The sequence below is a fragment of the Fluviicola chungangensis genome, from assembly GCF_007558725.1.
In the GTDB taxonomy this organism is placed as follows: domain Bacteria; phylum Bacteroidota; class Bacteroidia; order Flavobacteriales_D; family Crocinitomicaceae; genus Fluviicola; species Fluviicola chungangensis.
The window spans coordinates 320,713-342,397 of record NZ_VLPL01000005.1; the positions used below are offsets into that span (position 1 = coordinate 320,713).

At 41.0% G+C, this 21,685-nt stretch carries 20 protein-coding genes; 9 read left to right on the forward strand and 11 right to left on the reverse strand.

The features are described 5' to 3' along the window. Positions 1-59: 59 nt before the first annotated feature. The 4 genes from FO442_RS12115 to FO442_RS12130 form a co-directional block, all read right to left on the reverse strand. On the reverse strand, positions 60-209 hold the full coding sequence (locus tag FO442_RS12115) for a DUF4295 domain-containing protein (RefSeq protein ID WP_144333458.1): 150 nt from the start codon (positions 207-209) through the stop codon (positions 60-62). A gap of 34 nt (positions 210-243) precedes the next feature. Then, a complete protein-coding gene (gene rpmG / locus FO442_RS12120; RefSeq protein ID WP_144333459.1) occupies positions 244-432 on the reverse strand; it encodes a 50S ribosomal protein L33 in 189 nt (62 codons plus the stop codon). A gap of 48 nt (positions 433-480) precedes the next feature. Further along, positions 481-717, reverse strand: coding sequence for a 50S ribosomal protein L28 (rpmB, locus tag FO442_RS12125; protein WP_144333460.1), 237 nt, complete (start codon positions 715-717; stop codon positions 481-483). A 67-nt stretch (positions 718-784) separates the two neighbouring features. Beyond that, entirely contained in the window at positions 785-2,041 is a 1,257-nt protein-coding gene (locus FO442_RS12130; RefSeq protein ID WP_246073848.1) for a competence/damage-inducible protein A, read from the reverse strand. Positions 2,042-2,099: 58 nt separating this feature from the next. On the opposite strand from FO442_RS12130, the gene FO442_RS12135 reads away from it, so the two are divergent. Beyond that, positions 2,100-2,837 carry a DUF4197 domain-containing protein gene (locus FO442_RS12135; protein WP_144333461.1) on the forward strand — a complete coding sequence of 246 codons (738 nt, stop codon included), beginning with the start codon at positions 2,100-2,102 and terminating at the stop codon, positions 2,835-2,837. Between the two features lie 135 nt (positions 2,838-2,972). Beyond that, positions 2,973-3,836 (forward strand): nucleoside phosphorylase, encoded by an 864-nt coding sequence (locus FO442_RS12140; protein WP_144333462.1) that lies wholly within the window; start codon positions 2,973-2,975, stop codon positions 3,834-3,836. A gap of 4 nt (positions 3,837-3,840) precedes the next feature. Here the strand turns inward: FO442_RS12140 and FO442_RS12145 are convergent, their stop codons facing one another. The 4 genes from FO442_RS12145 to FO442_RS12160 all read right to left on the reverse strand — a co-directional run bounded on the left by FO442_RS12145 (position 3,841) and on the right by FO442_RS12160 (position 11,470). Beyond that, positions 3,841-4,239, reverse strand: coding sequence for a hypothetical protein (locus FO442_RS12145; protein WP_144333463.1), 399 nt, complete (start codon positions 4,237-4,239; stop codon positions 3,841-3,843). A 105-nt stretch (positions 4,240-4,344) separates the two neighbouring features. Next, a complete protein-coding gene (locus tag FO442_RS12150; protein ID WP_144333464.1) occupies positions 4,345-7,293 on the reverse strand; it encodes a PKD domain-containing protein in 2,949 nt (982 codons plus the stop codon). 2 nt (positions 7,294-7,295) lie between these two features. Further along, a complete protein-coding gene (locus FO442_RS12155) occupies positions 7,296-7,724 on the reverse strand; it encodes a hypothetical protein (RefSeq protein ID WP_144333465.1) in 429 nt (142 codons plus the stop codon). A gap of 365 nt (positions 7,725-8,089) precedes the next feature. After that, entirely contained in the window at positions 8,090-11,470 is a 3,381-nt protein-coding gene (locus FO442_RS12160) for a methylmalonyl-CoA mutase family protein (protein ID WP_144333466.1), read from the reverse strand. Between the two features lie 284 nt (positions 11,471-11,754). Between FO442_RS12160 and FO442_RS12165 the strand changes: the two genes are divergently transcribed. Together FO442_RS12165 and FO442_RS12170 are read left to right on the forward strand one after the other, a co-directional pair. After that, complete coding sequence (locus FO442_RS12165; protein WP_144333467.1) at positions 11,755-14,622, forward strand: sensor histidine kinase; 2,868 nt, start codon at positions 11,755-11,757, stop codon at positions 14,620-14,622. Next, positions 14,603-15,355: a LytR/AlgR family response regulator transcription factor gene (locus FO442_RS12170; protein ID WP_144333468.1), complete on the forward strand. Its 753-nt coding sequence runs from the start codon at positions 14,603-14,605 to the stop codon at positions 15,353-15,355. The genes FO442_RS12165 and FO442_RS12170 overlap by 20 nt, the downstream gene beginning before the upstream one ends. Position 15,356: 1 nt before the next feature. On the opposite strand, the gene FO442_RS12175 is transcribed toward FO442_RS12170, so the two are convergent. Then, positions 15,357-15,809 (reverse strand): acyl-CoA thioesterase, encoded by a 453-nt coding sequence (locus FO442_RS12175; protein WP_144333469.1) that lies wholly within the window; start codon positions 15,807-15,809, stop codon positions 15,357-15,359. A 95-nt stretch (positions 15,810-15,904) separates the two neighbouring features. Between FO442_RS12175 and FO442_RS12180 the strand changes: the two genes are divergently transcribed. Then, positions 15,905-17,926, forward strand: coding sequence for a tetratricopeptide repeat protein (locus FO442_RS12180; RefSeq protein ID WP_144333470.1), 2,022 nt, complete (start codon positions 15,905-15,907; stop codon positions 17,924-17,926). A gap of 48 nt (positions 17,927-17,974) precedes the next feature. On the opposite strand, the gene FO442_RS12185 is transcribed toward FO442_RS12180, so the two are convergent. Next, positions 17,975-18,772: a sterol desaturase family protein gene (locus FO442_RS12185; RefSeq protein ID WP_144333471.1), complete on the reverse strand. Its 798-nt coding sequence runs from the start codon at positions 18,770-18,772 to the stop codon at positions 17,975-17,977. A 1-nt stretch (position 18,773) separates the two neighbouring features. Then, positions 18,774-19,154, reverse strand: a complete 381-nt coding sequence (locus tag FO442_RS12190; protein ID WP_144333472.1) for a hypothetical protein — start codon at positions 19,152-19,154, stop codon at positions 18,774-18,776. A gap of 76 nt (positions 19,155-19,230) precedes the next feature. On the opposite strand from FO442_RS12190, the gene FO442_RS12195 reads away from it, so the two are divergent. The 4 genes from FO442_RS12195 (at position 19,231) to FO442_RS12210 (ending at position 21,679) form a co-directional block, all read left to right on the forward strand. After that, positions 19,231-19,731 carry a GNAT family N-acetyltransferase gene (locus FO442_RS12195; RefSeq protein WP_144333473.1) on the forward strand — a complete coding sequence of 167 codons (501 nt, stop codon included), beginning with the start codon at positions 19,231-19,233 and terminating at the stop codon, positions 19,729-19,731. A 107-nt stretch (positions 19,732-19,838) separates the two neighbouring features. After that, positions 19,839-20,456: a hypothetical protein gene (locus tag FO442_RS12200; RefSeq protein WP_144333474.1), complete on the forward strand. Its 618-nt coding sequence runs from the start codon at positions 19,839-19,841 to the stop codon at positions 20,454-20,456. A 159-nt stretch (positions 20,457-20,615) separates the two neighbouring features. Further along, positions 20,616-20,918 (forward strand): winged helix-turn-helix domain-containing protein, encoded by a 303-nt coding sequence (locus FO442_RS12205; protein ID WP_144333475.1) that lies wholly within the window; start codon positions 20,616-20,618, stop codon positions 20,916-20,918. Positions 20,919-21,115: 197 nt separating this feature from the next. Continuing rightward, positions 21,116-21,679, forward strand: coding sequence for a LemA family protein (locus FO442_RS12210; RefSeq protein WP_144333476.1), 564 nt, complete (start codon positions 21,116-21,118; stop codon positions 21,677-21,679). Positions 21,680-21,685: the final 6 nt, after the last annotated feature.

The window sequence follows — 21,685 nt, forward strand, 5'->3', positions numbered from 1 at the left end:
CTCCGCAATGACGGAGAGGTTTCTAAAACAATATCGAGTTTACAACTTTAAGAATGTGGTTACTTGCTGAACCACTCTTTTACTTTATCGTTGTGTACAATCTCTTCTTTGAATGTAAAAGAACCTTTATCAGACTTAACCATCTTGATTACTTTCGTATGCTCTTTTCCTCCACCTTTTTGCAGGGATGCTACTACTTTCTTAGCCATGACTTAATTTTTATAAAGAAGCTTTCGCTTCGAATTACTTAATTTCTTTATGAAGGGTGTAACGCTTCAAGATCGGGTTGAATTTTTTAATTTCCAAACGATCAGGAGTGTTCTTACGATTTTTCATCGTAATGTAACGGGAAGTTCCCGCCATTCCAGACTCTTTGTGTTCAGTACACTCTAAAATAACCTGGATTCTATTTCCTTTTGCTTTCTTAGCCATTTTCTTAATTCTTTATGATTGAACCACTTGCGTGACCGAATCCGGATTTTACTTTAAAAAACCTTTTTCACGTGCTTCTTTCAAACACGCAGAAATACCTTTCTTATTAATCGTTCTCAAAGCGGACGCAGAAATCTTCAATGTAACATACATATCGTCTTCCGGCACGTAGAACTTCTTAGTTAACAAGTTCGGGTAAAACTTGCGTTTTGTTTTGCGGTTTGAGTGAGAAACGTTGTTTCCGACCATTACCGACTTTCCTGTTATTTGACAAACTCGTGACATTGTATTTTATTTTTCCTTATTCTAAAAGCGGGTGCAAAGAAAAGCAAATTCCAACAATTAAGCAACATTAATCTTGCTTTTTTTCAATATTTATTCCTAAAATTTCGCAACGCAACATATTTAAGGCTGTGAGCACTGTCATTTGCACCGTTCTTTGACGATCCGTACCAAACAGAAATTTCCGGGAGACTTTTCGCTCCGGCCCGTCAATTGCAATCCAAACGGTGCCCACAGGTTTCTCATCACTCCCGCCAAGTGGTCCTGCAATTCCCGAAACAGAAATACACCAGTCGACATTCAATTCCTTCTTCCCTCCTGCTGCCATCTCCAGAACCGTTTCTTCGGACACCGCCCCGAAATCTTCCAGTGTTTCCGGGTTCACCTGAGCTAATTTGATTTTCAAATCGTTGCTGTATGTAATCAACCCTCCTGAAACGTAAGCTGAAGATCCCGAAATACTTGTCAAACCGGCCATAATACTTCCTCCAGTACAGCTTTCTACTGTACCAACTGTTTCTTCGTTTGTCAGCAACAACCTTCCCACCACTTCAGGCAAAGTCTCTTCTTCCTCACCATATAAATAAAGTGGGATCATTTGTTTCAGCTCTTCCCCAAATGAAGCAACACGAGCCCGGTCCCCGGACCCCGAACTGATACGCAACTTTACCATTCCGGGCGAAGGCAGGTAGGCCAGGTCCAATCCTTCTTTTCGCAATTGATTTTCCCAACCACTTATTTTTTCTGCCAAAAACGATTCACCGATCCCTTGGGTAAGATACGTTTTCTGTACCAGTTTCTTAAAAGGATATTTTTTTATCAAACGAGGAATCACATGTGATTCCATGAGAAATTTCATTTCATACGGAACTCCCGGCATGGATACAAAAACCGTATCTTCCTTTTCAAACCACATTCCTGGCGCTGTTCCCTGCTCGTTAAACAATACTTCACAAGCTTCAGGAACCATTGCCTGCATTTTATTTGTTTCCAGCATCGGCCGGTTCCGTTTGGTGAAAAAGGAAGTTACATGATTTAAAACGTTTTGATCCAACACCAGTTTCGTATCGAAGAACTTACAAAGGACCTGTTTCGTAATATCGTCTTTTGTAGGCCCCAACCCTCCGGTGATTAAAACAACCTGATTTCTTGCATGCGCTTCCTCCAAAGCACCTGTAATTGCTTCCCAGGTATCGGAGATGGTAACCACATGAGAAACCTTGATCCCGTTAGCCGCCAATTGAGCCCCCATCCATGAAGCGTTAGTATTAATCGTCTGTCCAATCAGGAGTTCATCTCCGATTGAAATTATTTCAACATTAATCATGGTACTGTTTTTGAGCTAAGACAAAATTATTCTTAAGTTTGAACATAAAAAATTATCCATGAGAAAATTCACAAGAATCTTGGCATTAGGCTCTATAATGATTGGTTTACAGGCGTGTGAAACCGTAAAAGAAGCTGCTGAGGCTTTAAACACCGGAACAAATACAACTCCGGCCCTAACCAATTCAGAAGTTATTTCAGGCCTGAAAGAAGCACTGACTGTCGGGATTCAAAATTCAGTGAATTTAACCTCCGTAACGGACGGATTTCTGAAAAACGATGCAATCCGCCTGCCGTTTCCTCCGGATGCTTTAAAAGTGCGGGAAAAAGCAATTGATTGGGGATTAGGTTCCCAGGTAGAAAAATTCGAAACAACATTGAACAGAGCTGCTGAAGAAGCAACAAAAGAAGCATTACCGATTTTCAAAGATGCAATCCTGAACATGAGTATCTCTGACGGGTTCAGTATTTTAAATGGTGGTGACGGAGCTGCAACACGTTTCCTCAAAGACAATACCACTTCTAAATTGGTAGCTGCATTTTCACCGAAAGTAAAAGACGCCATTTCCAAAGTAAAATTAACGGAATACTGGAATCCGATCATTACGAAATACAACAGTGCCATGAGTCTGACAGGCGGAGAAAAAATCAATCCTGATCTGAACCAATACGTTACCGAAAGAGCCATTTCAGGATTATTCCAAATGGTGGAAAAAGAAGAAAACAAAATCCGAAAAGACCCGGCAGCACGCGTTACCGATTTATTATCCAAAGTCTTTGGAAGCGTTAAAAAATAATTGAAAATGGAATAAAGAAGAATTGAAAAGAAGAGAAAGCACTGCTTTCGATATAAAAACCAAAGCAGATGCATACAATTCACTTCTCAATTTTTCATTAACTTTTACATTTTAAAATTTTCAATTCTCCATTAAATGAAGTACCCTGCGTCAGAATTGGTATTGGACTCAAAAGGAATGGTCTATCATTTGGGAATTTCTCCCAAAGACATCGCCACGACCATTTTGCTTGTCGGCGATCAGGACCGCGTTGCGGCCATTTCTTCCTTTTTTGATGACATTACACACCAATCCAAACACCGCGAGTTTGTCTGCCATACAGGAACCTATAAAGGCAAGCGGGTAACCGCTCTTTCTACCGGAATCGGGACGGATAACATTGATATTGTAATCAATGAATTGGATGCATTGGTGAATATCGACCTGGAAAACCGTGAAAATCGTCCCGGACTTACTTCCTTGAACTTAATTCGTATCGGAACATGTGGAATTCTGCAGGCAGACATTGATGTTCACAGTTATATTTTATCGAGTCACGCTATTGGAATTGACAATGTAGCCCATTTCTACCCGATTGCTTTTAGCCCGGAAGAACGTTCGATCGCAAGCGCCCTGGACTCTTTTGTCGGGTTCCCGGATGAAATCACTCCCTATTGTTCCGCGGGCTCAGACATATTGGCAAAGAAACTGAAAGGCAAGAATGTACATACAGGAATTACGGTAACCAGTTCCGGTTTTTATGCTCCGCAAGGAAGGTCATTGCGTTTGGGAACGAGAACTTCAAACGTGAACGAAAAACTGGAGCAATTTGCATTCAATCATCACCGGGTGGTGAATTTTGAAATGGAAAGCTCTGCCCTTTTTGCTCTGGGGAAAGCAATGGGCCATGAATGCATTACCATTTGCCTGGGAATTGCAAACCGGCCTCGCATGGAGTTCAGTAAAGGTTACGAAAAAGAAATGAACGGATTGATCGAATACGTATTGGACAGGATCTAAGACCTTATTTCACAGGATATTTTGCTTCGTACTCTTCCGGACTCAGATCGGCTCCGTTATCATCGTCTAGTATGGTCACTTTAAAGGTATTTTCACGCACTTTTACGTTCATCTTAACCAATTTTGCAGTTCCCACATGCTGAACAACCTGAAACCAGTAATACCCATTTTTCCCGTTCAACAAATCTTTACTTAACTGAAGTGAAATGGTTTGATTCTTCGCTTCGGCACTTGCTTTCAAATCTTTCACTATCTGCAGATTTTGAACCAAATCATACGCTTTGTATTCAGGGGTCTTTTGGTCTACTCCGACAGGGGCCTTTTCTTCTTGTTCTTCAGCACCACAGGAAACCATACCGCCCACCAGGGATAAAACGATCACAACACCAACCAGGTTTTTCATCTTTCCATTAATTTGATTACAAAATAGCAAATTTTCCGAACATGCATCTAAAACAATAGGGATACAATTAATTGCATCCCTATTGCTTTTTATCTGAAAAACGATCTATTGTTTCACCAAAGAATACACCCTGGAACCGTTTTTAATCATATACACACCCGCTCTTAGAGGAGAAATATCCAAGACCAGAGAACCATCTCCCTGTTTATATGAAGTCACATTCATACGTACATCCTGTCCCACCGAATTAAGTAATTTAAATGTGCTCAACGAAACAATATCCCCTTTCAAAGTCACCAGGTCAGTTGCCGGATTCGGGAAAATAACCAGGTCGCTCATTCCCGCAACATCGATATATACCGATTCCATTTCATGAACGCGTTCCTGGCCGTTGAAATCAACTTGTTTCAAGCGGTAATAAGACACTCCGCTTAAAGGCATATCATCCGCATCCGCATAATATTTCGGCGTTTCCGAATTACCCGCGCCATCCACAACAGCAACCTGTTTCCAACCGTCTTCCCCGTTCAATGATCTTTCAACCACGAAGTAATCATTGTTTTGCTCCGAACTCGTTTCCCAGTTTAATCTCACGGAATGGTTATTTACAGCTGTCGCTTCAAAACTTACCAAACCGATCGGCAGGGAAGTACCGCAATTCACGGTAATACATTGCGGCTGTGTGTAGGTACATCCGAAATTATCAGTTACGCTATACGTAAAACAAGGAGTCCCCTGGTTGGTTGGAGTCACATTTGCGGTTGTGCTTCCCGTACTGGAAAGCGTTGGCGCAGCTACCCATCCCTGAGAAACAATCGTTGGTGTAAACGAAGAGGCAGATAATAAAGCCGCATTGAAATTGATATCCCAGTTAAAGATATATCCATTATCGGAAGCCAGGTTATCCGTCACCTGGATTGTCCAGCTCCCATTAAGCGGACACCCGACCAAACCGGCAAAACTTTGCATAGGTGCATACGTTCCTGCAGGCATATACGTATCGGTATAAGTCCCCGGTCCGTTTCCGCTTACAAACGTACCACCCGAGGCATATCCCGTAGCCCAGGCTGTACCTCCAGTAGCAAAACAGTAATTCGCCCCGACACCAGGTGTGGTTGTTGTCGAACTTCCATCTACCGTAGACGTAGCCCATGGAGTACCTAAATTAGCAGATCCCGTTCCGGACGGGTAAGTGATCAAACTCACACTTTGCCCATTGGGACATATAATCTGCATGGATAAATCTCCCGAATAAGAATGCTCCATATTGAGACAAATATTCGTAATATCAGTAGCAGTAGTAACCGTTGCACTTGGACTGTAACAATTGGTTGTTATGGAAGTCGAATAAGAAGCACCCGATCCGTCCGGTAAAAAAGTAGTTCCCGAAACCGGCGGTGTACAATTCACGGTATAGGGGGTCATTGTTACATTCGCTGACAAAGCAGAAGTTTGATTGGTACAAAGCGTCGCAGGCGTTGCAGAAGTTGCAATGGTTGGTGTTGTCGAAACCTGGATATTCCGGTTAATGTAATTGGTGTTCGTACACCCGTTGGGATCCGTGATCGTTAGATTCGCCAGGTAACTTCCAACGGCCGGGTATGTGTAATTGATATTCGCTCCACTGACAGAAACTCCATTTCCCATTGACCAGGAATAAGTTGCACCTGTTCCTGATGTACCGAATGTACCGCTTCCAACCAGGTTAATGCTCTGCCCCTGGCAAATACGAATAACACCATCGCCCATTGGAGCTTCATTCGAACTAACCCAGTTAGAGGTAATCGATTGACAAGGTATGACACACGAAATTGCCGCAACCCACCCCGGATAGACTACCGAGCCATCAGAAGTAAAACGGAATGTCAGACATCCCGAAGCATTACTTGGTGTTGCCTGTATTGTTCCGGGACTTGTTGATCCCGAAAAAGTTCCTAACGATGGTGCGGCAACCGAATTTCCATCGAAAACTTCCAAATAATCTACTCCTTCAGTCTGGAAAGCACTAAAAACCAATTTTAATTTCGCTCCGGCTGTTGACGGACAAATAGTAAAAACACGTGATTCTGAATTTGCATAATCAGCCAGTCCTCCGCTATCATAAAAATTCCCGCTACAAGCAGTTGTACTTCCTGAAGCCGGCATTACAATGGAACCGGACGGTAATGCAGGTGGTTCTGTAATACAGATGGTGAAATCACCCGAAGCGATTCCTCCGGTGTACCAGTAATATACCCGCACATAATAATGCATTCCAACCGTAAGACCGTTTACGGTAAAGTTGCTTTCCGCATCCTGACAACCTAATGAGGCCCCGATACAAGAACCCGGAGCGGCTCCTGTGCTTGCAAAAATTTCAATCCCCGAATCCCAAGAACCGGTAGTTGTCCGTGTAATAATTGCAGTTGTGTTAGTTGCAGTAAACGAGTACCAAACATCATCATCTGCCGTACCGGTGCAAGAAGCAATCCCGGAATTCGTTGCACCCGCAACCGTTCCGTTGGTTGTAACACAACTTGAAGATTGAGTAAGTGTGGTTGCTGTATTGCAATTGTCGTTTGCAGGAGGGGTTAAGGCTGTTAAACAAATCGTACCATTCATGGATGCAGTCCCATTCCCGGACTGTCGATGTAACTGAATATAATAAGTCGTTCCTGAAGTGGTAGGAACGGTAACAGTCACGCTTCCTCCAGATGAGGCATTCCCACAACCTACCTGGCTTCCACCGGCACAACTTGTCCACACCGCCACTACCAGACTTTCCAAGGTTGCTGTTGCTGTAATTTGAGTCATCGGTGACGTCGCTGTAAACGAATACCAACCATCATCCCTGTCTGTTACATTACAACTAGATACTACTAAGCCCCCATTTGAAAAGCTTCCGGGTAATGAAAAATTCGTTGTTGAACAGGAAGCTCCTACTGTAAGAGATGGAACTCCTGTACAGCCATCACTTTGCGACCACCCATTAAAACCAAACAGTGCGATGAATACAGTCAATTGTCCAAATGCTTTGATCAAAGATTTAGATCCGTTTTTATAATTCTTTCTCATGGCTAGCTTCTTACAATAGGTTTAACAACCATGATATAGTTCGTATTATCAATACGAATCACCTGGATTTTATCCGAAAAGAATTCAAGATTGTACACCAAAGGATTGAATGTACTTAGATTAAAGTTGGCAAAATCAGCCCCTTGAATTGTCGGATTTGCCTTTGCCATCAACGGAAAAGAGGAAAGCAAAGGATACTTCTCATTTTCCATTTGCGGTGAGATACCGTATTCAATCCGATTGGTCATTACATTCCCCAATGCAGTAACCAGGGTTGGATTAGTCATCACAAAATCGCTTCCGTGGACATAAGCCACCCGATTGGCAATTTCTTCTGATGTTAATTGTTGAGTGACTGTTTGCCCAATGGAGAGAGGACAAATTTGCAGTAGAAAAAGGGCGAGAGCTCCCTTGATTAGTTGTAGTTTCATAAAGTTATTTAGTTCTTAACGGTAAAATTAAACCAAATAAATTGTAAACAAACTATAACAATAATGTTAAAATTTCAATAATTTTTTGTTTGTATTCTTAACAAAAAAAATAATCGATCAAGTTCATAAAATAATCAATAGAAGGATGATTATAATAAAAAACAACAAAGATGTTCTGAAATTTAACACGTGAGATTTTTCTTCTTTTTTTTTCAACCAATGTTGAAAAGGTTCAAAAAAAGACAGTTTCGGGTAAAATTATTGTGCTGTCAATGATTATTTTTCAGTAAAAGAAACGCTCATCAAACAAAAATCCCCTCTTCTACTTATGTAAAAGAAGGGATATCCTGTTCGTATAAACGCACTTACATGTTTCGTCTGTATTGTCCTCCGACTTCGAACAACGCTTTTGTGATCTGCCCTAACGAGGCATATTTACACACTTCCATGAGCTGTTCGAAAATATTCTTGTTTTGGATGGCTGTGCGTTGCAATTCGTTCAGCATTCCTTCCAGTTTATCTTTATGACTCTCCTGCAGGTTTTTCAGCATAGTGATTTGATACTGTTTTTCTTCTTCGGAAGCACGAATCACCTCTTTCGGCTCCACAGTTGGCGAACCTTTGGAACTTAAGAACGTGTTTACACCGATGATCGGGAAATCGCCATTGTGCTTCAATGTTTCATAGTACAGCGATTCTTCCTGGATTTTTGAACGCTGGTACATCGTTTCCATTGCTCCCAATACTCCACCGCGTTCTGTAATGCGATCAAACTCGGACAATACTGCTTCTTCAACCAAATCGGTTAATTCTTCAATAATGAATGAACCTTGTAACGGGTTTTCGTTTTTAGCCAATCCCAATTCGCGGTTGATAATCAACTGAATCGCCATTGCTCTGCGAACAGATTCCTCCGTCGGAGTTGTGATTGCTTCATCGTATGCATTGGTATGAAGGGAATTGCAGTTGTCGTAAATCGCATACAAAGCCTGTAATGTCGTGCGGATATCATTAAAGTCAATTTCCTGGGCATGCAATGAACGCCCGGAAGTTTGAATGTGGTATTTCAACATTTGGGCACGTGGATTTGCCCCATATTTCTTAGCCAATGCTTTTGCCCAGATTCTTCTGGCAACGCGACCGATCACGGCATATTCCGGATCAATTCCATTGGAGAAAAAGAAGGACAGGTTCGGTCCGAATGCATTGATATCCATCCCGCGGCTCAGGTAATACTCAACATACGTAAATCCGTTAGCCAACGTAAATGCCAGCTGCGTAATCGGATTCGCTCCCGCTTCCGCGATGTGATATCCTGAAATGGAAACCGAATAGAAATTCCGTACCTGCTTTTCAATAAAGTACTGCTGAACATCCCCCATTAAACGCAGGGCAAATTCGGTTGAGAAAATACAGGTATTCTGAGCCTGGTCTTCTTTTAAAATATCCGCCTGAACAGTCCCGCGGACTTGCTTCAGGGTTTCTGTTTTGATTTCGGCGTATACATCTGCCGGAAGAACCTGATCTCCGGTAACTCCCAAAAGCATCAAGCCCAATCCGTCATTTCCTTCCGGAAGCGGCCCCTGGTAACTTGGTCGTTCAACTCCTTTTGCCTTATAAATAGCAGCGATCTTCGCTTCTACTTCCTTTTCCAGTCCGTTTGCCTTGATGTATTTCTCACAATTCTGATCAATGGCAGCATTCATAAAAAATCCCAGCAACATTGGAGCGGGCCCGTTGATGGTCATGGAAACGGAAGTTGCAGGATGTGACAGATCAAATCCGGAATACAATTTCTTGGCGTCATCCAGACAGCAGATCGAAACACCTGAATTCCCTACTTTCCCGTAAATATCGGGTCTCAAATCAGGATCATTTCCGTATAAAGTCACGGAATCAAATGCTGTGGATAAACGCTTTGCAGGCATTCCCAAACTTACATAATGGAAGCGTCGGTTCGTTCTTTCCGGACCACCTTCACCGGCAAACATCCGGGTCGGGTCTTCTCCTTCTCTTTTGAATGGAAACAATCCGGCAGTGTATGGGAATTCTCCGGGAACATTTTCCTGTAATGACCAGCGCAGGATATCGCCCCAGGATTTGAATTTCGGAAGTGCTACTTTTGGAATCTGCGTATGAGACAAGGATTCGGTATGCGTAGCCATTCTCAATTCTTTATCACGCACTTTGAATATAAATTCAGGAGCAGCGTACGAAGCTTTTTTTGCTTCCCATGCTTCCAAAAGCTGCCAGTTATGCGGATCTAAATCGCGCTTTACGGTTTCAAATGCTTCCTGAACACCTTTCACCAAACGATCTTTGTCGTCCATGGAACTTGCCTGGATCGTTTCGATGGAACGCTGCAAACCATACAACTTATCAGCTACATCCACCTGTTTATTTACCCATTTATCAAAATTGCGGTTGTTCTCTGAAATTTCAGATAAATAACGCGTTCTATCCGGTGGAATAACGAAGATTTTTTCAGACATTTCCTTGGTGATCTCGAATTTCGAATCCAAAGGAGCGTTCGTTTTTTCCTTCACCTTATCCATGATCACCTTATACAGGGTGTTCATTCCCGGATCGTTAAACTGCGAAGCAATAGTTCCGAAAACAGGCATTTCATCTACATTCTTATCCCATAAATTATGGTTTCGCTGATATTGCTTACGCACATCTCTCAACGCATCCAAGGCGCCTCTTTTATCGAACTTATTCAATGCGATGACATCTGCAAAGTCCAGCATGTCGATTTTCTCCAACTGCGTAGCTGCTCCGTATTCCGGAGTCATGACATACAGGGAAACATCCGAGTGATCTAAAATTTCCGTATCCGATTGACCGATCCCGGAAGTTTCCAGGATAATCAAGTCGTAATTTGCTGCTTTTAAAATCTGAATGGCTTCAGCAACGTGCTTGGATAAGGCCAGATTGGATTGACGTGTTGCCAAAGAGCGCATATACACACGGCTGTTTTTGATTGCATTCATCCGGATTCTGTCTCCGAGCAATGCACCCCCCGTTTTACGTTTGGACGGATCCACAGAAACCACCGCAATTTGTTTGTCGGTGAAATCCATTAAAAACCGGCGCACCAGTTCATCTACCAAAGAAGACTTCCCTGCACCGCCTGTACCGGTAATCCCTAATACGGGAACATCATTTTTAGCCGCCATCTGGTGTACCTGTTCCATTACGGGGGCTGCCAGTTCGGGATAATTTTCTGCTGCTGATATCAAACGGGCAATCGAAGGAACGTGTTTTTCTGCCAAATGGTTGATTTCACCATTCAGAACATTTCCGACCGGGTAATCGGAACGTTCAACCAAATCGTTGATCATCCCCTGCAATCCCAAAGCACGCCCATCATCCGGATGGTACAAACGTGTAATCCCGTAATTCTGAAGTTCTTCAATTTCGGAAAGCAGGATAGTTCCTCCGCCACCGCCAAAGATCTTGATATGTGGCGCACCTTTTTCCTTTAACAAATCATACATATACTTGAAGTATTCCGTATGTCCACCCTGGTAGGATGTCATGGCAATAGCCTGAGCATCTTCCTGGATTGCCGTATCCACAACCTCTTCTACTGAACGGTCGTGACCCAGGTGAATAACCTCACAACCGGTAGACTGAATAATACGGCGCATAATATTAATGGCTGCGTCGTGGCCGTCAAATAAGGATGCTGCGGTAACAATCCGGATGTTATTTTTGGATTTGTAGGGTGCTTGTTGCTCCATGTAATCGTTTTTTGTTTTATAACACCCCAAAGATAAGCCAAAATCGAAATTTTGCTGCCGGCAATTACCGGAATGATTAAAAAAAAGAAAATAAATCCATTAAATGGTCATTTCTTTCATTAAATGGTCGGCAGAAAACATTTAAAAGCCGTCTATTTGTATCCACCATCAGGTCAGTTGTTTCTGAAAGAATTGAACTTCATTCACTCTCAACACACTACCCACCTAGAATCGAGTCAGGAGACGATAAATGGATTATCGTCTCTTTTTAGTATTCTTGCAGCGTGAAGTTTATTTGTTCTATAGCCTTGGTATTCCTCCTTGTTCAATCAATTAAAGGACAGGAATTGTATGGAAAATACCTTGGCCACGAACAAGGGCTTTTATCCAATGAATGTTATGACATCAATTACGATGAAAACGGATACCTAATTGTCGGAACTCCATACGGACCAATGAAGTTTGATGGTGAAAGATTCCTTCCAATCTGTACCAACCTACCCTTGGAAAGACGAGTCATGTATGATTTTGAAAAGGATCCGGAGGGAAATATCTACCTGCTGAATTCCAGAAATGAATTGTTCAAATTACACCAGGACAAAGCCATTTGGATAGGTCCCAAAAACGGGTCGGAATTTACTAGTCGAAAGCTCAGTTTTATCAAACTTTGCTTCAAAAATGACCATATTTATATTTCCACTTATTTAAACGTTTTAAAATATTCTTTTAAAACACAAAAAATATCCTTCCCAAATAAACACGACACCGTTATCCAATTTACCTATCAATCAAAAAAACAATTCCCCTTTACCAAATTTACCGGAAACTCAAAACAAAAAAAAAGCTCTATAAACGTCAGTTTTCCGGAAACGAATCAAAAATTCCTACAGAGCAGTATCAATTTCGACTCTAGAGAGGACCGGATAACGATCGGAAAAACAGACTACCTGCTGATCAATATGAGGTTGTTTAAAAAAACGGGCAAACAAGTGACGTTATTGAATTTTGACCATATTCTTTTCTTGGAATATTTCCACAACCGGATCTGGCTATGCACCTTGGATGGATTAATCGAGTTAGAGCCTGATGGAAACCTGGTTCACCATCATTTTAAGGGAGAACTTATCGGTGGTGTAGCTCCATTAAAGTCGGGCGGCATTGCAGTTTCATTCAACCGGAAAGGAGTTTTTATCTCATCCAACATCAACAACCGGATTCATTATAATTTCACTGCAACTTCGGCAGCAAGCATTCTTGGGATGAACCTTGTAGGAAACTCAGCAGGATGTGTATACCAATCAACCGGTTATAAATTGGAAAAAAGAATAACATGTGTCCCTGTCAAATCACCTCTAAAAAGATCTTTTCATGAGGCGATTTATGCCATTACTTCTAACAAAAACAACCTGGTCTTAAACGACGGTTTCGGGACTTCTATTTTCACCCCCGATTTTAGGAAAATAGCAGATTTCAGGACACCTTACCTCTCTGCTTTCGGGTTCTTTACATATCGGGAAAATCTCTATTTTATTGTCCGGAATGATATAATCAAATCTTGCTGGAAAGATCTGAAGACCATCCCCATTAACTTTTCCAAATCAAGGATTCAGATAAAAGAAGTCCAGTGCTACTCCCGCTTAAATGATTCCATTATGCTATTAGGGACAGGCAAAGGACTCTTCGAATTCAATCTTAAAAATGATCAGTTTAAGCAATTGAAGATTTTCAACAAAGAACTTCGTATTACGGGAATCCATACACTAGATAAGCATACACTCCTGGTGTGCACGAGATTCGATGGTGTGTACGTTGTTTTTAAGGACAAAATAATTCGTAAGATTAAAGCACCCTGTATCTCTATTTCCTCTTCACTGGTCTACAAAAAACAGCTTATCATACGGGGAAATGACGGGATTTATATCCGGAAATTAACTTCTTCCCACCCTATCAAATGGTATCATTTTTTCAGCGGAGAAACCGAAAATATGTTCATTCTAGACAAAAAGCTGCTTATATCTTACAATAAAAATCTGATCATACAAAATTTATCTGACTACAGGTTCATTTACAAACCGGAAATCGTTTTAAACAAATTTAAGTTGGGTACTCGTGAACTAAATACTCTCCCACGTTCCATACCGTCAAACCATCCCATTTCTTTGGATATTGATATCCTTCAATTCGATGTAAATAAATTAGGTATCTACTATATATTAAAGGGAGAAAAGACTATCAGTCAGCAAATTGAAGGAACCAAAATCAACTTTGACGCTCTAAAAAGTGGTGAATACGAACTCAAGGTCCATCCGGTGATTGACGGAAAAGTCCAATTTAATAATTCAAAAATATTTCGTTTCACCATTGAAGAAACCTTTTGGGAAAGCACTTTTTTCTACATTATATCAGTCATCCTGATCATTTCCATCCTCTTTTCAATCTTGCTGGCAATCAACCTGAGACGAAAAAGAAGAAGTGCAGAACGTTCAGAACTGGAAAGCAAACTCAATGAATACAAATTATTGGCTGTAAAAGCACAGGTGAATCCGCATTTCTTAAGTAACGGCCTGGCTGCAATTCAAGCATTAATTTTAAAGGGAAACAACGATATGGCTGCTCATTACCTGGCAAAATTCAGCTTCCTGATGCGCAAAATCCTCTATTACAGTGATACTCAATTTATTTCCGCTCAACAAGAACTGGAACTGGCGGACGCATATTTGGAGTTGGAATTACTGCGCTTCCGCAACCGGTTCCACATCCGGAAAGAAATCAATCTGTCAGAAAATCAATTAATTGATATTCAATTCCCGTCCTTACTTCTTCAACCCATTTTAGAAAATGCCATTTGGCATGGGCTGAAATTCCAGGAAAACAACCCGGAACTCCTGATTCTATTTCACCTGAACCAAAACCAGGAATTGATCGTGCAAATCAGTGACAATGGTCCCGGATTCAACAGTTCCAATCAAAGTGAAGAGCATCTGTCGAAAGGGAACCAGCTGATATCCGAGCGGATTGATGCGCTGAACCAACAATTTCAGAAACAGGTCGCTTCCATCGAAGTTTTCAGTTCCAAATCAGGAACCACCGTTATATTTACTTTCAGTCCACTACTCTATCAACGCAAACAGCATGAAGGCATATCTAATTGACGATGAACAAGCAAACCGGGAAGTTCTTCAGATCCTGATCCAAAAATATTACCCGGAAATAACCATTATCGGCGAGTCCGACAACTTGAATGTCTTTCTGGAAAGCAGGCAAATTCAACAAGATACCGATTTACTGTTCCTGGATATTTTGATGCCGGACAGTACCGGTTTTGATTTATTGAATCAGCTTCAGCAACGTACTTTTGAGGTTATCCTGGTAACCGGGTTCGAGCAATTTGCTTTACAGGCATTTGAACATGCAGTTATTGACTATGTGCTGAAACCGATCGATAAAGACCGGTTTTGTGCTGCCGTTGAAAAAGCGAAGAAACGTGTTTCAGAAAAGCTGGTACTCCGGTCTGTGAAAAACCAATTGGAAGAGCATTTCAAAATTACCGTAATTAAAAACAAAAAAACGCATTACATTCCCTGCTCAACCATTGCCTATATGATCGGACAATCAGGAGGGTACACGACTATTTTTTGTAAGGACGGTGAATCTTTCCTGTTGTCGAAACCACTAAGTACTTTGGAAAACGAATGTTCAGAAGTCCCTTGCCTGATTCGGGCAAGTCAATCGGTGATTATTAATCTGGATGACATTGTGACCTGCGACCAGGGAGGATCGGGTTATATCGGATTAAAAACCAATGATTTTGAGGTATTTCTTCCGAGGAGAAAAAAAAGAGAGGTGTTGCAACAGGTAGAAAATTACCTGAAATCAAAAGTCTGAGCTACTCCGCTGAAAAACCTTCTTCCGTCGGCAGCAACAAAGCTTTCCCATACTTCTCCATGCGAAGCGCATGACGTTTCTTAACATAATCGGCAATCGGCAGGGATTTTCCTTCTTCATCAATCCGGACAAAAGTCATGTTGGTATGCGTTACCAGATCCTGGTTCCCGGTGTAGACATTGTGTTTGCGGATTTCCATGTACAATTCAATGGAGGAGTTCCCGAAGCGCAGTACTTTGCCATATACTTTCAGGATCGCACCTGATTTTACGGCCTTTTTGAAAACCAGCTCATCCACTTTGATGGTAACCATGTTGGGGGAATCACAAATCTGGGAAGCAAAAGAGCCAGCCGCGTCATCAATTAGCGACATCAATTTTCCACCAAACATGTTGTTGTGAATGCCAATATCGAAGTCCTTACAAATATACGTGGTGATTAATTCCATTTCCATTCCGATCAAACGTGTTCCAATGCTTAAGCAGACCTTGCTTCAGCGAAGCAACAAAAGTAACAACAGTTCCCGGATCAACGAATAAAACACCTGAAATGTTTATTCGGTTTAACAAAGCTTATGAGTATATTCCGTATTATTGCGATGTGAAAAATTCCTTGCTCACTATTGCTTTATTGCTGTTTTTTGTTCCTTCCCGGGGACAAACCAGCGGTATTGATTCCGTTTATAAGCTTGGAAAATCGGAAAAAAACATCCGGAAAAAATTACTTTTATTCAATGAATCCATCGCTTACGGTTGGTACTACGGCGATTATGACAAAGCAATCCGCTACGGAAAAGAATCCCTGAAACTGGCACACAAATACAAACAAGATTCGATTGCCAGCCTAATGGACAACAATATCGGAATTGCTTACGATTACAAGGGGGATTATTCCCAGGCACTTTCTCACTTCTACAGGGCACTCCGCGTTGCCGAACGGATCAAAGACCGCGATAACGAAGCATATATTCTAAGTAATATCGGTTTGATCTACAACAACGAAAAATTGTATGAGAAAGCACTCGAATACCACCAAAAGTCGCTTAAAATCCGGCGTGAAATAAATCACAAAAAAGGCATTTCCGCCTCCATCAATAACCTGGCTATTGTTTTCATGGACCAGAAACAATATGAAAAAGCCATTCATTATTACAATCAGTCTGTAGCCATTGATTTAGAACTCAAAGACAGCATCGGTTTGGCAGATGATTACAATAATTTGGGGGTTTGTTATCAAAACAAAAAAGACTTCGGAAAATCGGAGTACTACCACCTCAAATCACTTGAAATCAAGCAAAAATTAAAACAAAATCTTGGTATTGCTACCTCTAAATTAAATTTAGGAGTGGTTGCCCTGAAACAAGGGCAGCTAGCGAAAGCAGGCAATTATTTATCCGAGGCAGAAACCTTGGCGCAAAAGTTAGGTACCAAAGAAATACTGAAATCAGTTTACCAAAGTTTATCTGACCTGGGATATGAAAAAAAAGATTTTGAAATGGCTTACGACTATTTGGTGAAGTTCCGCGAGATCGAAAAAGAATTAGACAACGAAGAAAACATTCGCAAGCAAACCCAGGAAGAAATGAACTACACCTTCGACAAGGAGCGTGAAACCCAACGTTTGAATCAACTTGCAACTGCTTTAGAGAATAAAAAGAAGCAGGAACAGGCATTGATCATTAACTGGGCAATTGCCATTGTAGGAATGCTGATCCTCGGATTCTCCTTTGTTTTATATCGCCGGTGGAACGAGGTCAAAAAGCAAAAGTTAATCATCGAAGAGAAAAACCGGCAGGTTGAAGAGAAAAACCACGAGATCTTAGATTCCATTAACTATGCAAAACGCATTCAAACAGCCATTCTTCCTTCCAACCAACTGCGAGAACGCGTATTGCCGGAACATTTTGTTTTATACGAACCAAAAGACATTGTGGCAGGAGATTTTTATTGGCTCGAAGAAACCAAAGACTCGATCATTTTTGCCGTTGCAGATTGTACCGGACACGGTGTTCCTGGAGCTATGATGAGTGTCATATGTCACAATGCACTGAACCGATCGGTCAAAGAATTTGGGTTAAGAGACCCGGGCTTAATTCTGGATAAAACGAGGGAATTCATTGTAGATGAACTCTCTAAAGAAGAGGAAGACATTGAAATTTCCGACGGAATGGATATTTCTTTGTGTACCTGGAACAAGGATACTAACGAAATTACCTGGGCCGGGGCCAATAATCCCTTGTGGATCTGGAAAAAAGAAAGCCAGGACATAATGGAGATCAAACCGAACAAGCAGCCGATCGGGAAACATTTCGACATGAAGCCTTTTACAACGCACTCTGTTGAATTGCAAAAAGGCGACCGCATTTACCTCATCACAGACGGATATGCGGATCAGTTTGGCGGACCGGAATCAAAGAAATTCAAGGCTAAAAACCTGAAGAACCTGCTGGTACAGATTTCAAATGAAAAGATCAATCAGCAAATCGAAATTTTAAGATCTACGTTCTTCAAATGGAAAGGTGATCTGGAGCAAATTGACGATGTGTGTATTATGGGAATTGAGATCAATTAATTACGAATTATCCAATTGTTTATTAAAACGATGGGTACAGTACTTGAATCAATTTCTTTTTGACAAAGCATTTTTCACAAACTTCGGAATCATTGGTTTAATGAGTTGTCCCAAATAATTCCGGGGGAATTCTTCTTTGATCCCAAAATATTCCGGCTCATGGTCCGGGCAAACATAGGTTCCGAAAAGAATATCCATCAAGGGAGAAATATTGGCGTAATTTCCGCGATCACGTTCCAGGTCATGGTGCCAGTGATGCAAGGCCGGTGAACCAATGATCTTTTGAAGGAAACCGATATTCAAACGCACATTGCTGTGAATGTAAATTGCCCAGATCCCTCTGAAAACCACAATCATTGCAATAGCCTCCAGATCAAATCCCAACAAGAATGCAGGCAGATTAATAATCCCCACAGTATAAATAGAATCTATCGGATGCTCCCGATGTGCAGCCAGCCAATCCATGGTTTCTGCGGTATGATGAACCTTATGAAAACGCCAGAGGAAATCTACTTTGTGCTGTAACCGGTGTCCCCAATAGATCAACAAATCGCTTAAAACAAGTACTTCCAGTCCTTGAAGCCAAATCGGTTGCTGATGCATCCATTTCAAATACGAAAGAGACAGTTGTCCCTGAATAAAACCATTCAGATGATACAAAATCCAAATCACCAGGCTGTTCCAAACCAGGTATTGTCCGAGGAAAAAACACAGATCCAAAAACCACTGTTTTCGGAAAAATGCTTGACGTCTCTTTGCGGGAAACACACGTTCCATTGGAACAAAGACCAAAACGAGAAACAAAAAACTTATTCCTGTTGCAAAAAGCAATTCCAATAACCACATCTTACTTCTTCTTTTTTTGTTGGGCTTTGAGTTGGGTTTTGAGATAAGATGAACCCAAATCTATTTGCGGCTCTTTGAACTTAACGATCATTGATTTTGAACTACCGATGAAATGATCATTTTGGGCAGGTTCGACATACATTGTGTCAAAATATTTCGGATCAAACCCACCGGATAACTGCAATTTTTGAAACGTACTCAATCCGTACTTTTTCTTGGAAAGCGATCCCAACTGACTTCCTGTTCCACCATTGGAATCTGAAAAATACTTCTCTTTTTTTCTACCGGAAAAGAGATATCCTCCCTGATATAGAACAAACCCGGAAATCAAGCTCATAAAGAGTGTTAAGGTCAGAATTTTGATTGGCGCTTTTGTTTTCATAATTCGTAAAAACGATATCTTGGTGCTTATATTATAAACCTGAACGATGTAAACGTTCAACCGAATGCATATTCCAATGAAAATCATCGAAACACCTCGCCTCTTCCTCCGGGAAATGACACCCGACGATGCAGAAAATGCTTATATGCTCAACCTGGACCCTGAAGTCTTGCGCTACACCGGAGACGATCCGTTTGAAGGCGTGGAAGAAGCACGCAAATTCCTGGAGAATTACGAATCTTATCAAAAGTATGGTTTCGGTCGCTGGGCCATGATCCTGAAAGAAACCGGGGAGTACCTGGGTTGGTGCGGGTTGAAATATACTCCTGAACTCGATGAGTTTGACATTGGTTATCGTTTGATGAAAAAATTCTGGGGCAAAGGTTATGCTACAGAAGCTGCCGAAGCATGTTTAGATCTCGGATTCAATCAATTCGGCATGGAAACAATTGTAGGAAGGGCCATGCCTGAAAATGGAGCTTCTGTTCGCGTACTTGAAAAAATTGGCTTAACTTACCTGAAGAATCGAATGACAAACGGAACGGAAGAAGTCGTTTACATCAAACACAAATCGTAAAACATGGCAGATCAGAATGTTAACGTGTATCCCTACCTTAAAATCGGGAATTTGGAGTTGAAAGCAGGGATATTAAACAAGTTAGCGCAAATTAAAAAATAGAAGGTATGAACAAAGTAAATTATACACTTTTAATGTTTTTGACCGGGGCATCCATCACAATCACTTCCTGTGGTGAATCCACCAGAGAAAAGGCCGTAAAATCCGTGGAAACGGAACCGAAAACAGAAGTACAGACTGAATCGGAAGAACCAGCAGAAAAATCGAAATACCTGATTGAGAACAAAGTACTTCACGCCTTTTCGGATCCGAAAAAGCAAGATGAATTCCAACTAGTGATTACGGGGGAAAGCTTACTGAAAGGAAAAGCAGTTTTGACCATTACCAGTTCGGAAGGGAAGGATTTACTGAAAGAAACATTCGATGCCAATTTCCTGCTCGGTTATGATTTCACTGGCGATATCCATTCCAAAAAGGAAACTGACGCATTTATTACCAAACGAGTGAAGGAATTTTTTTCAGAAGATCGGTTCACTGTTCCCGCCATAGAAGAAAACGACGTTTTTGAAGACCAAAGTTATTACATCGATAAAGCGACCTGGGAAGAAATTAAGAGCAATAGGCAAGCTATTGGGTTTTATTATTTGCTGGGATCGGAAGACGGAAGGCACGTGGCTTTTTCAAAGCAAAAGGGAAAAGCGGTGATGTACTATAATTGTTGTTAATTGGTGTATCCGTTAACCTTTTAGTTAACTCGTTAATCCGATCAGATCACAATTGTAAACCATTTAGTTAATTCGTTTACAGCAAAATCGTTGAAAATTCTTCTATTTTCTATTGCATCAAATGAACTTTTCTGCTAACTTAAATAGAAACAGTTATTTATGAGAGCATTTAAACCGAACAACTACACACTGGAGGATTTTGAGGTAACCGTGATAGGAGAAGCTATTTGCCATCCGGCAAGAAAACGAATGATTCAATTATTAAAGACAAATAAAAACCTGACGAATACCAGATTATCGAAAGTCTTAAACCTAAGTAAACCTGCCATCACTAAACACTTATTAAAACTAAGTGAAGCCAATATTGTAAGTTACAAATACAATGTGCACGAATTTAAAATCAAATTAAATCCTGAGGGATTCAATAAAATGGAGCAATTCATATGCGAAATTAAATCCTGACCGCTTATTAAACACAAATCAATAAATCCTGAATCTATTTGTAAACCATTTAGTTAATTCGTTCATCCAAAATAATTAAGCTCCCCATTCATACACCCAATACTACCGTCCAAAATCACTTTTTAGTTAAGAATTCCTAATCCCGCACACGAACAAAAATTAGTACTATATTCGCTTTACATTTTAAACTTAAAAACATGATCGCTGGACTTATTATTGGAGGTGTTGTATTGATCTTAATCATTTGGTTAATCTCTATCAACAACCGACTTGTTTCATTGAAAAACAACCGCGAAAGCGCTTTTGCCGATATCGATGTGCAATTGAAGCAACGTTATGACTTAATCCCGCAATTACTTGGAGCCGTAAAGGGTTACATGAATCACGAAAGCGAAGTATTAACTCGCGTTACTGAAGCTCGTTCAGGGTATTTGCGTGCAGGAACTATTGCCGAAAAGATCGAGGCAGAAAATAAAATGACTTCTGCAATGAATGGACTGAATATCCAGTTGGAAGCTTACCCGGATTTAAAAGCAAATACGAATTTCATGCACTTACAGCAGGAAATCAGTGATTTGGAAAACAAACTAGCTGCAGTTCGCCGTTTCTTCAATTCCTCTACAAAGGAATACAACAATGGAATCGAACAATTCCCAAGCAGTATCATCGCCGGTTTCAAAGGATACAAAACCGAACCGATGTTTGATTTGGAAGTTGATCAACGTCAGACATTGGATAAAGCACCGGAAGTTAAATTCTAATCGGTT